This window comes from Micromonospora sp. LOL_023, assembly GCF_048060115.1.
In the GTDB taxonomy this organism is placed as follows: Bacteria; Actinomycetota; Actinomycetes; order Mycobacteriales; family Micromonosporaceae; genus Micromonospora_E.
Genome location: NZ_JBHMIM010000098.1, coordinates 1 through 11566, shown reverse-complemented (window position 1 = coordinate 11566; position 11566 = coordinate 1). Strand labels below are relative to the sequence as shown.

Genomic DNA, 11566 nt, shown 5'->3' with positions numbered 1-11566 from the left:
GCCGGCCACCCACGAACATCACCCACCGTCACCTCTACGGGTGTCGATCAGGTTTTGAATGGCCCTCTCGGACCCTGGGGCCGGTGGCGCGATCGCCGGATCGGGGGAGTTCTGCCACGGATCTGCCAGGAGGCCCTGTAGCTCGCTGGCGGCCTCCGCGTCGGTGGCCTCGTACGCCAGTCGGGCGTCCCGCACGGCAGTAGCACCGTCCAGCAACACACCGCCGATCTCGGCGTACATGTCCTGCAGTTCGTAGCGCAGCGTGTTCCACATGGTCAGGGCGAAGGTCAGCCCGGATGCGCCGTCCGCCGCCGCGACCAGCCGGTTCGCGTCGTAGTAGACGTCCGCTACGCGCGGCAGCAGCGCCTCGGACACCCGCCACAGTGCGTACAGGTCACCGCCGGTGACACCTTCCGGCATCACCATCACCCCCGGTCGATGGTCGGTGGATTCTCTCTGACGATGTGCCGAGCGGTGGTGCGTTCATGCTTTACGGCGGCGTACCGCGACGACCGCCACCAGTAGTGCCACAGCGGCGGCGGCCACGGCCGCCAACACCCACCACGGCCGTGCCGCGTCGTCGGGATCCGCGTCGCCGCCGTTGCCCGGACCGGAGACGGAGATCGCCGGCAGCTCCAACCGGTACACCTTGTGCTGGCGCGGGTCGACCAGGTAGCCGAGCTGGTCGTCCACCATGGCCAGCGGGCCGGCGAAGGCCGGATCCGCCAGCAGGGTCTCCACCCGGCCGTCTGGGTGGAAGCGGTAGAGGCCGTCGTCGGTCGACAGGTACCGGGCGTTCGCGGTGGCGGCCAGGTAGAGGTTGCCCTGCCAGGCACCGTCCGGGATCGACGCCGACTGCGATTCGGAGTACGTCCACCGGCTGTCGCCGTCGCGGACCACCGCGCGCATCACGTTGTCGGACAGGCCGTACAGCAGGGTGCTCGCCACCCAGCGGTCGCCGTCGGGGCCGTCCGCCGTCGAGATCGGCGCGTACGGGAACGTGAACGTCGCCGCGTCGCCGCCCGCCACCAACCCGACGTCGCCGCTGCCGATCAGCGTGTCGATGACGCCGTCGGCGTCGATCCGCCGGACCCGGTAGTTGCGCAGGTCGCCGAAGACCAACCCGCCGTCGGCGTCGACGGTCAGGCCGCTGACGTCGCGCAGTTGCGCCTCGACGGCCGGCCCGCCATCACCGGCGAACCCGGCTCCGTTGTCGCCCGCCACCGAGGCGACGTCGCCGCCGGGCGACAGAGAGAGAATCCGGGCGTTGCCACTGTCACCGATGTAGATGGTCCCGGTCGCGTCGATCGCCAGACTGCTCGGGTAGCTCAGGGTGAACTCGCCGACGGGGACGGTGCGGATCACGCCGTCGGTGGAAATCGCCCGGACGACCCCGTTGCCGGTGTCGGCGACGTACACGACCCCGTCCGGCGTGACGGTGACCCCACCGGGCTGGTTCAGCGCCGCCGCCGTGGCAGGAGCATCGTCGCCGGAGGACCCGGCCTCACCGGTTCCGGCGTAGAGCGTCGCCGTCGCTCCGTCGGCCGGAGCCGCCTCGGCCGCCAGCGGCTCGACCGGAGACACCGCGTCGGCTGCCCGTGCCGGCACCGGCAATCCGACTGTCGCCGTTGCGACGAGCGTCGCAGCGAGCCCACGCGCAGTTTGTTTCACCGCCTAGTCTTAACACAGTGTGGCAATCGACTGTCGTCTCGTTGCTGTCGCCGTCCGGATCGGATCTCAACGGTGGCCAGGTGACCTGCGGAACGGGGGAGAGATGGGCGAGCCCGATCCGGACCGGCGGCCGCCGATCTCCGCGTCGTCCCCGGACGGTGCGATCTGGGCGGACACCACCGACGGCACGGACCTGCGGATCAGCTTCAGCTACGCGGCGTACGGTCGCTACACCGACGACACCCTCGCCTACCAGCTGAGCCGGCTCGGTCAGGCGACGTGGGTGGCGTTCCAGCGGTCCCAGAACGAGCTCCACGAGCGAAGGTCGGCGTCGTTCCGGGTCGTCGTCGACACGCCGGCCCGGCCCGAGCAGACACCGGGGCAGGCCGCGTACACGCGGGCGCTCAACGAGGTCGTGGCGTCCGGATCCTCCCCGGACGGCTCGATCACGGTACGCACCACCGGTGCCCTCTCCTGGACCGTACTGCTCGCCGACGGTACGGTCACCCGGTTGGGTGAGAGCGTGTTCGCCGCCCAGCTCACCGCAGCGGTAAAGGCGATGCTGGCCGACCGGGAGCGCAAGATCGCCGCGCTGAAGGCCGAGTTTCTCGACCTGGGGGTGCCGAAGCGCTGGACTGCGCTGCTGCACCAGCTCCGCGAGCAGAACCGCGCCGAGCGTTGACGATGGCCCAGGTCACCGGCTCGGTCGCGTACCTCGAACTGCTGCTCGACGCGGCGGCGGGCCATCGACGACAGGGTGTCGGCGGCCTCGTTGAGTGGGTGTCCGGCGTGCCCCTTGACGTGCCGGAAGCTCAGCCAGGGCGCGTTGGCGACCCGGTGGGCGAGGCGGACCAGGGTCGGCTGCTGGGACCAGCGGCGGGGCCGCAGGTCGTAGCCGGCGGGCATGACGGAGACATCCCCGGCCTGCCAGCGCTCCAGGTGCCAGAGGGCTGCGGCGCAGTCGGTGAGCACGGTCAACTGCGTCGAGCGGTACGGGGGTCCGCTCCCGAGGTACGCGTACCGGCAGGTCGCTGACTCGGCCCGCTCGATGCTGGCCGAGGCGCTTGCCCGCTTCAACGGCGAGCCGTTGGCCGGGGTGCCCGGTCCGTCCGTGGAACGGCATCGTCGCAGGCTGGGAGAGCTGCATCTGGACCTGCTGGAGGCGCGTCTGGCGCTGGACATTCACCTCGACCACGCCTCCTGGTGCGTGCCCGAGTTGCGCGCTCTCAGCGACGAGAACCCACTGCGGGAGAGCCTTCTCGTGCTGTTGATCGGGCGCTGCACGCCAGTGGCCGGCCGGGGAGGCCTTTGCGGTTTTCCCGGCCGCTCGCCGTAGGATCGTGGACCGACTGGGGCTGGAACCCAGCGTCGAGCTTGCTGGAACTCAGCGTCGAGCTTGCTGGAGCCAGCGCCACGGCCGGCCCAGGTCCCGGCCACCACAGCGGACTTCACCGGTCGCGAGGCGGTGGCCCGCCTCATCGCCAACGCGCTGAGCCTGCCCGACCGCGGCTCGTTGTCGATCGTGGCCGTTACCGAGATGGGCGGTGTCGGCAAGAGTACCCCGGCCCGGAACGTCGCCCATCGGCTCGGCGCGCACTATCGGGACGGTCAGTTGTACGCGGAGCTCAGGGGCGGTGACGCCATGCCGGCAGCGCCGCAGGACGTCCTGGACGGCTTCCTCGTGGCACTCGGGCTGGAGTCCGTCCTCGCGGACTGCCTGGACAGCAGGTCGGCGCTGTTTCGCTCGGCGACGCACGGCCGCCGGTTGCTCGTGGTACTGGACGACGCGCACAGCTTTTCACAGGTCACCCCGCTGCTGCCGGGCGTCACGACCTGCGGCGTCCTGGTCACCTCCCGATCACGGCTGGCCGGCCTGAACGGCGCCGTGCTCGCCGACCTCGAGGTGTTCGACGAGGCCGAGGCGATCGAGCTGCTGAGCCGGGTGATCGCCGCCTCCGGGCTAGCGGCGGAGAATGGCCGTGTCGAGCACGTCGAAGGTGGATGGACTGTCCCGGCGGTTGCCGACCAGGAACGCCACCTGGCGGCCGGGCTGGCGCAGCGGCCACCAGAACTCGCCGACCAGGGCCCGCCGCAGCGGCAGCCCGCAGTAGCTACGGCGGTGCTGTTGGAAGGCGGCCACCTGCCGGTCGCGCAGGTGCTGTACGTGGCCCCAGCAGCCGCTGTGGTGGCACCGGTAGCGGTAGGCGAGGGTGAACGGTGGGCGGCGCAGCATGTCGTGCACGATCGGCCGGAACAGGTCGGGTTCGTCGCGTCGCCAGGTGGCGGCGGACCAGCGCTCGGCCGGCGGCGCCACCGGGGCCCGGTCGATCCGCACGTAGCGCAGTTCGGCGACCCGGATCAGCGCGAGGGACTGGGCGTCGTCGCGCTCTGCCGCTGCCTGGCCGATGTCGCACATGGACCATTCGGCGTGCCGGTGCAGGATCGCGGTGCGTCGTGGCCACCGGCGTGCTTCGTGCCAGACCCGCATGGTGCCGTGGTGGGCGCGCCAGCTTTCCGGGCGGGGATCGTCCGGGTCCGGTTCGGCGACGAGCGAGACGATGTCGTGGCGCCGCACGGGTGCGGTCTGGCTGAGTGGGTGGGCGGGGATCTCGTCGAGCCGGATCCAGTGTTGCGGGCCGTCGAGGCGTAGTCCGACGAGGGTGGTCATCGCGCCGTGTGTCGCGGACGGCACCGGTGGGGTGATGCCGGTGATCAGCACCTGCATCGGGGTCGTACCGCTGTCCTTGGGTGATGGGGGGTCGTAGCGCGGCGTCCGGTACAGCTCGCTCACCCATGCCTCCGGCCGGGGGGTAGCCATTGGTGATCGTGCGATTACCTATAGCAAGCAGGATCGCATGCGTGGTGCCCCGGGATCCAGTGTGTCCTTCACATTTCGCGTCGGCGTGGTAGCGTGTTGGTCATTCGCCCAGGGCGTACGACCAAGAAAAGAGGGGGAGTCGGTGTCGCAGAGCGCCGCCGAGCGCGGCCGGCAGGTGCGGGTCCGGCTGCGGGTCGCCGCAGCCGAGCTGATCGCCGAACGTGGCTGGTCCGGGGTCAGCACCCGGGGCGTCGCCGAGCGGGCCGGCGTCGCGTCCGGCCTGGTCCACTACCACTACTCGTCGGTCCAGGCGCTGCTCGTCGAGGCGGCCACCGCCGCGATCACCGACCTCGCCGGCGAGCTGGACGCGCTGCTGACCGAGTCGACGACACCGGAGACCGGCGTACGGGCGATGCTCGCCGTTCTTGACGGCTACTCCGGTACCGACCCGACGTCGCTGCTGTTCGCCGAGACCTACCTGGCCGCCGCCCGCGACGACGGCCTGCGGCACGCGTTGTCCGGCATCCTCGCCGGGCTGCGCGAGCGGCTCGCCGGCTGGCTCGCCGGGCACGGGGTCGTCGACCCGGCGGGCACCGCCGCCGTCCTGGCCGCCGTCGTCGACGGGATGATGCTGCACCGTCCACTGTCCCCGAACCTGACCTCGGACGTGGTCGCCGCGCCGCTCACCCGGATGATCATCAGGAACGCCACCAGGGAAAGGGGCCGACAGTGAAGGCGGTCATCTGCGGTGCCGGGATCGCCGGGCTGGCGCTGGCGCACCGACTGAACACGGCCGGCTGGTCGGTGACCGTCCTCGAGCAGGCGCCGGCCCCGCGTACCGAGGGTTACATGATGGACTTCTTCGGGCCGGGCTACGACGCGATCGAACGGATGGGGCTGCTGCCGCAGCTGCACGAGCAAGGCTACCGGGTACGGGCGTTGACCTACCGCGACGACCAGGGCCGCCGCCGGGCCAGCCTCAGCTACACCCGGTTCGCCGACCTGGTCGGCGGCCGACTGATCAGCGTCATGCGCCCAGATCTGGAACGGCTGCTGCGCGAGGCGCTGCCCGAACGGGTCGCCCTGCGTTACGGCAGCCGGCTGACCCGCGTCGACCACCGTGCCGACCGGGTCGACGCCACCACCGCCGACGGCACCATCCACCGGGCCGACGTACTGGTCGGCGCCGACGGCATCCATTCGACCGTGCGCCGGCTCGTCTACGGCGACGAGCGGCACTACCTGCGTCACCTCGGCTTCCACACCGCCGCCTGGGTCTTCGACGACGACGCCGTACGCGAGGCCGTCGGCGACGAGTTCGCCCTCACCGACAGCACCCGCCGCCAGCTCGGCTGCTACGTGCTGCGCGACGGCCGGGTCGCGGTCTTCGCCGTGCACCGGGCCGCCGACCCGACGATCCCGGCCGACCCCCGGGCCGCCCTGCGCCAGGAGTACGCCGACCTCGGCTGGATCGCCCCGCAGGCGCTCGCCGCCTGCCCGCCCGCAGACGAGCTCTACTACGACCAGGTCGCCCAGATCGAGCTGCCGAGCTGGAGCCAGGGCCGGGTGGTGCTGGTCGGCGACTCCTGCCAGGCCGTGTCGCTGCTCGCCGGGCAGGGCGCCTCGCTGGCCGTCGCCGGCGCGTGGACCCTCGCCGACGAGCTGTCCCGGGCCCTGGACCCTGCGGTGGCAGCCGACCCCCGGGTCATCGCCACGGCGGTACGCCGCTATGAGACGGCGATGCGGCCGATGGTCACCGACAAGCAGCAGGTCGCCCGGCGTGGGGCCCGCTGGTTCGTGCCGGAGCGGCGGTGGTGGCTGCACGCCCGGCGGGCCGCGCTGGCCGCCGCCGGGCTGCCCGGGATGGATCGGATGATCGCCGGCGCCATGGTCGGCAAGTCCCGCAACTGACTACCGTTCCCGGTCGACCGGCCCGCTCGCGGCATGCCGGTCCTGGCCTCGGCCCCTTTGATTCGCTTGCCGAGGGCTCTGAGGCCGACGCCAGCGCGGCCCCGGCCACCCGCAAGTCCGAGCGCGGCTGCCTGCACCACCACCGCCTCGCAACAGGACAGCTCTACCACCCCGGCAAGGCCTTCCCCATGCTCGGCGCGCCTGCGCCCGCCGCTGCTCGGTGATACGGGCAGACTCGGCGCCCATGAATTACGGCAAGGACTGGTACGCCTGGCACATCCCTTACACTGATTCCGGCTCGCCCCTGGCACGCAGACTGAGGCTGGTCCAGCAGCACATCGCCGCGTGGCTCGATGAGCGACCTGGCGAACCGGTGTCCGTGGTCAGCATGTGCGCCGGCCAAGGTCACGACATTCTGACCGTGCTGGCGTCGCGCCCGGACGCCGGGCGAGTCAGCGCCACGCTGATCGAGTACGAACCACGCAACGTCGCCGCGGCCCGGACCCGAGCAATCGCCGAGGGCCTCGACGCGGTGACCGTCGCGCAGGCCGACGCCGGTGACCTCGCCGCATACCGGCAGGCGGTGCCCGCCGACCTGATCATCATGGCGGGCGTCCTGGGCAACATCAGCGATGCCGACGCCCACACCACCATTCACGCGCTGCCACAGCTCTGCGCCGCCGACGCCACGGTCATCTGGACCAGGACACGACGAGCACCCGACCTGACACCGGCTGTCCGAAGGTGGCTGGCCGACGCAGGGTTCTCCGAACAGGCGTTCACCGCTCCCGACGATGTGCTGTTCTCCGTCGGCGTTCACCGCTTCACCGGCACCCCACAGCCGCTAGAGAACGGCAAGATATTCCAGTTCATCGCATGACGGCGAACCGGCGACTTGACGGGTCCGGAGATCGGAGGCCTATTTGATCGTCCCCACCCCCGGCCACCTCGCCGCCTACGCCGGCCTGGCCACGGTCACCCGCCGCTCCAGCACCAGCATCCGTGGTGAACACCCACCCAAGGGCGGCAACAAGCAGCTGAAACGCGAATTCTTCCTGTCCGCGTTCGCCGCCCTCGCCGACCCGATCAGCCGCGCCAACTACGACCGCAAACGCGCCGAGGGCCAAAAGCACACCGCCGCCCTCATCTGCCTCGCCCGCCGCCGCGTCGACGTCCTACACGCCATGCTCCGCACCCAACGGCCATACCAGCCCAAAACGGTAGACGGCCCCCGCCTCGCCGCTTGACACAACCCATAGGGACACCCCCGGGGGGCCTGATGCCCTCCGCTGGGCTGCCGGGTGGCGACCGCGGCCGGTAACGTGTGGCGAGCCTGCCTGCCGACCCCCGGGAGGGACGCCGATGGCCGACATGCCCGCGGAGATCGCCGCCGAGCAGGAGCACTTCGATGCCGCTGCCGCCGAGCGTGACCGGCGACGCGCCCAGCTCGGCGCCCTCGCCGCCAGTGGTGCCGACAAGGCCGCCGCCGCCCGGCTGCGCCAGCATGCCGAGGTCGTCGCCCGGGCACTCGGCGACGCCGCCGACGCGGTCGCGTTCGGGCGGATCGACGACGAGTCCGGCGAGGCGCTGTACCTCGGCCGGCACCTGATCAGCGCGGGCGGCGGCGCAGACCCGCTGGTGATCAACTGGCAGTCGCCGGCGGCGGCCCGCTACTTCACCGCCGGCCCGACCGACGCGCAGGGGCTGGCCCGCAGACGCAGCTACCAGTGCACCGGCAACACCATCGACAGCTTCGCCGACGTGCTGTTCGCCGAGATCGCTGCCGGGGTGGCGACCGGGCCCGACGTCGACGGGCCGCTGCTCGCAGAGCTGGCCCGGGGCCGGACCGGGACCCTGCGCGACATCGTCGCCACCATCCAGGCCGCCCAGTTCGAGCTGATCCGCGCCCCACTGGACGAGCTGCTGGTCATCGAGGGCGGCCCTGGCACCGGCAAGACGGCGATCGCCCTGCACCGGGTCTCCTGGCTGCTGTTCCAACACCCCGAGCTGGCCGCCGACGACATCCTCGTGATCGGCCCGCATCCGACGTTCATGCGCTACATCAGTCAGGTGCTGCCCGGCCTGGGTGACGCCGAGGTCGAGCTGCGCGAGATCAGCCGGCTCGCCCCGACCGTACGCCGGGGGCGGGCCGAGTCGACATCGGTGGCCCGGCTCAAGGGCGACGCCCGGATGGCCGGGCTGCTCGACCGGGCGTTGCGCAACCGGATCGGCACCCCGGACCCGGCTGAGCGGCTGCTGCTCGGGAGCCGGTTCGTCACCCTGCCCGGCGAGGAGGTACGCGGGGCGCTCGCCGCCGCCGACGCCGCCGACCTGCCGTACAACGGTCGTCGGCAGTTGTTCCGCGACCGGCTCGCCGACCTGGTCCAGGCCCGGACCGGCGCCGATCCGAGGGGCCAGTCGGCGTTGGCGAACCTCGTCGAGCGGCTCTGGCCGCAGCAGAGCCCGTCGGTCTTCCTGCGGGACCTGTTCGGCTCCCGCCCCCGGCTACGCGCCGCCGCGGGTGCGGCCGGCGCGGCCGGCGGCGACGGTCCCGACGCCAACGCCGGTAGTGGTCCGCAGACTGCCAGCGGCCTCACCCCGGACGAGCTGGCCACGCTGCACCGCCGCGGCGCGGACCGGATCTCCGAGGAGCTGTGGTCGGCGGCCGACCTGCCGCTGCTCGACGAGCTGGACCACCTGATCGACGGCGCGCCGCAGCGCCGGTACGGGCACGTGCTGGTCGACGAGGCACAGGATCTGTCACCGATGCAGCTGCGGGCGGTGGCCCGGCGCAGCCGCACCGGCTCGCTGACCGTCGTCGGCGACCTGGCCCAGTCCACCGGTGTGTGGGCGCGCGACAGCTGGGACGAGGTGACCCGCCACCTGCCGACGACCCATCCGGTGCGGGTCGCGCCACTGCGGTACGGCTACCGGGTGCCCCGTCAGGCGTACGAGTTCGCCGCCCGACTGTTGCCGGTCGCCGCACCTGCGGTGACCGCACCCGAGGTGGTCCGGGACGGTCCCGCCGAGCCAAATGTGCACCAGGTCGGGCTGACTGAACGGGCCGGCCGGGTCGTCGCCGTCGCCACCAAACACGCGGGGCGGGGTGCCTTCGTCGGCATCGTCTGCCCGCCACGTTGCCGGCGCGAGGTCGAAGCCGCGCTCGCCGAGAACGGGGTCAGCTGGAGCAGCGCGCAGCAGGGAGACTTGAGCGGGTCGATCAACCTGGTCAGTCCGGCCGAGGCGAAGGGCCTCGAGTTCGACGCGGTGGTGGTGGTCGAGCCGGAGCAGATCGTCGCCGACGACGAACGCGGCCACCGGATGCTCTACGTCGCGCTGACCCGCACCACCGGCTACCTGGACGTCGTCTGTGTCGGCGACCCGCTGCCGCTGACCGCGCCGCAGCGGTCGGACGACTCGCCGAATCGGGACCGGCGCGACTTCACCGGACGCGAGATCCGCCAGCTCGCCGAGCACCTCGCCGGTCAGCTCCGCGCGGGCGCGCCCGCCGCGTACTGGCCGGAGGTCCTCGACGAGGTACGCCGCCAGCTCGCCGCCGAGTGAGACTCCAGGCTCACCCGACAGCTCCCATTAGGCGTGGTCGGCTGGGCGGCTGAGTACCGCTGAGGTGAGTCGGCGGCCGACCATCGCCTGCACGATGCTCTTCTGCATGACGGCCTTGGTGGCCCGGCTCGGCAGCGCGACGCCGAGCTCAGCGGCCAGCGCCTTCAGATCGGTGACTCGTAGGCCGAGGTCGTCGAGGTAGCGGCCGGCAGCCACCCGGTCGTCGATGGTGGCGAGATCGGTACGGATCCGCTCGGTGTCGACGACGGGGGCCGGCTTCGCCGCCCGGGTCGGTGTCTTCCGCGCGCCGCTGCCCCGCCCCGCTGCCGGTGGCTGGCCGGTCGTCGTCGACTCCGCCGGCCCAATTGCAGCTGCGGCCGACGGGCCGCCGCTGACGGACAACTGGGCGGTGCCGTCGGCGAGGGCGGCCAACTGGTCCGGCGGCAGCGTACGGAGGAAGTCCGCGACCCGGATCAGGACGGCGTGGGACAGGTCTGCGGCGCTGGTCACGAAAATCTCCTACGGGCGGATCTTGGCGAGGAACTCACTGGCGAGCTGTTGCAGCTCATACTGGACGTTGGGGTTCGCGTCCGGCATCAGGACTGCGGGCAGGCCCTGTTCGCCGGCACCGGCGAACACGGTCTTGCTGTCGCGGATCATTTGCTGGAAGCGTGGGATCTCGATCGTCGCAGGATGGCCGATGAAGTTGCGCAATGCCAACAACGGCCCGTGACCGGTGTACTGGACCATGGTGAACACGATGCCGAGGATCTGTGGGCTGATCTGGTCGGCTCCGTCAGTGGCGACCTTGTTGTAGTCGGTGACCAGCTCGGAGACTTTCTTGCGCAGGTAGTCGATGCCAAGGGTGGAAAGGTAGTCGGGTCGGGCCGGGATCAGGATGTGATCGCTTGCGACGATCCCGGTCCGGGTCACCATCGTGAAGTTCGGCGGGCAGTCGATCAGCACCACCTGGTACTCGCTGAACGCGGGGGCGGCCAGCGCGTCGGCGAGCGCCCGATGCAGCGGCAGGTAGCGCGGGCTGCCGTGCTGGAACCGGGATCCGCCCAGGTTGGCGGCGAAGTCCAGATCTGCGTCGGTGAGCATCAGATGCGACGGCACCAGATCGAGTCGTCCGTCGCCGTTCTGCGTGATCACCTCGTTGACTGTCGACGGGGTGAGTACGTAGCGGTCGAGCGAGGCGGCGCCGTCCCCGTCCAGCACGTTGCCGAACCACTGCAGAATGGTCCGGTCATCGGCCAGCTCCCGCTCCCACATGGTGGGGTCGAGGAACGAGAAGGTGAGGCTGGCCTGCGGGTCCAGGTCGATCAGGAGCACCCGGTATCCCCGGTGCGCGAGTTCGGCCCCGAGGTTGGCGGTGATGGTGGTTTTCCCGACACCCCCTTTGTAGTTGATGACTGACACGACGGTCATCGGCCGCTCCGCACACACATGGTCAGCAGCATGCCACGCCAACAGCACCGTACGTCCAGCTTGATCTTGGGTGCCCCAGCGACCCGGCCGGAATCCTCGGCGATCTTGCGCTTATCGAGAAGATTTGTCGGGATTGTCCGTCGATAAGTGCAAGATCGTCGCGATCTTGAG

11 protein-coding genes and 1 pseudogene are annotated in these 11566 nt (G+C 71.2%); 7 read left to right on the top strand and 5 right to left on the bottom strand.

Going from position 1 to position 11566, the window contains the following annotated elements:
• Positions 1-18: 18 nt before the first annotated feature.
• Both ACFHVL_RS29850 and ACFHVL_RS29845 read right to left on the bottom strand, forming a co-directional pair.
• Entirely contained in the window at positions 19-420 is a 402-nt protein-coding gene (locus ACFHVL_RS29850) for a hypothetical protein (protein ID WP_416631871.1), read from the bottom strand.
• Positions 421-483: 63 nt separating this feature from the next.
• A complete protein-coding gene (locus ACFHVL_RS29845; RefSeq protein WP_416631870.1) occupies positions 484-1608 on the bottom strand; it encodes a hypothetical protein in 1125 nt (374 codons plus the stop codon).
• Positions 1609-1774: 166 nt separating this feature from the next.
• Between ACFHVL_RS29845 and ACFHVL_RS29840 the strand changes: the two genes are divergently transcribed.
• Both ACFHVL_RS29840 and ACFHVL_RS29835 read left to right on the top strand, forming a co-directional pair.
• A complete protein-coding gene (locus ACFHVL_RS29840) occupies positions 1775-2353 on the top strand; it encodes a hypothetical protein (protein ID WP_416631869.1) in 579 nt (192 codons plus the stop codon).
• Between the two features lie 282 nt (positions 2354-2635).
• A complete protein-coding gene (locus ACFHVL_RS29835) occupies positions 2636-3007 on the top strand; it encodes an AfsR/SARP family transcriptional regulator (RefSeq protein ID WP_416631868.1) in 372 nt (123 codons plus the stop codon).
• 624 nt (positions 3008-3631) lie between these two features.
• Here the strand turns inward: ACFHVL_RS29835 and ACFHVL_RS29830 are convergent.
• Positions 3632-4462, bottom strand: a complete 831-nt coding sequence (locus ACFHVL_RS29830) for a hypothetical protein (protein ID WP_416631867.1) — start codon at positions 4460-4462, stop codon at positions 3632-3634.
• A 169-nt stretch (positions 4463-4631) separates the two neighbouring features.
• Here ACFHVL_RS29830 and ACFHVL_RS29825 point away from each other — a divergent pair, with 169 nt between their 5' ends.
• The 5 genes and pseudogenes from ACFHVL_RS29825 (at position 4632) to ACFHVL_RS29805 (ending at position 9964) form a co-directional block, all read left to right on the top strand.
• Positions 4632-5222, top strand: a complete 591-nt coding sequence (locus tag ACFHVL_RS29825; protein ID WP_416631866.1) for a TetR/AcrR family transcriptional regulator — start codon at positions 4632-4634, stop codon at positions 5220-5222.
• Positions 5219-6400: an FAD-dependent oxidoreductase gene (locus tag ACFHVL_RS29820; protein ID WP_416631865.1), complete on the top strand. Its 1182-nt coding sequence runs from the start codon at positions 5219-5221 to the stop codon at positions 6398-6400. Before ACFHVL_RS29825 ends, ACFHVL_RS29820 begins: the two co-directional genes overlap by 4 nt.
• A gap of 244 nt (positions 6401-6644) precedes the next feature.
• Positions 6645-7280 (top strand): class I SAM-dependent methyltransferase family protein, encoded by a 636-nt coding sequence (locus tag ACFHVL_RS29815; protein WP_416631864.1) that lies wholly within the window; start codon positions 6645-6647, stop codon positions 7278-7280.
• 64 nt (positions 7281-7344) lie between these two features.
• A pseudogene (locus ACFHVL_RS29810) lies at positions 7345-7647 on the top strand (transposase); the annotation flags it as partial.
• Between the two features lie 115 nt (positions 7648-7762).
• On the top strand, positions 7763-9964 hold the full coding sequence (locus ACFHVL_RS29805; RefSeq protein ID WP_416631862.1) for a HelD family protein: 2202 nt from the start codon (positions 7763-7765) through the stop codon (positions 9962-9964).
• Between the two features lie 27 nt (positions 9965-9991).
• On the opposite strand, the gene ACFHVL_RS29800 is transcribed toward ACFHVL_RS29805, so the two are convergent.
• Together ACFHVL_RS29800 and ACFHVL_RS29795 are read right to left on the bottom strand one after the other, a co-directional pair.
• Complete coding sequence (locus ACFHVL_RS29800) at positions 9992-10474, bottom strand: hypothetical protein (RefSeq protein ID WP_416631861.1); 483 nt, start codon at positions 10472-10474, stop codon at positions 9992-9994.
• Between the two features lie 9 nt (positions 10475-10483).
• Positions 10484-11395 (bottom strand): ParA family protein, encoded by a 912-nt coding sequence (locus ACFHVL_RS29795; protein ID WP_416631860.1) that lies wholly within the window; start codon positions 11393-11395, stop codon positions 10484-10486.
• Positions 11396-11566 lie beyond the last annotated feature (171 nt).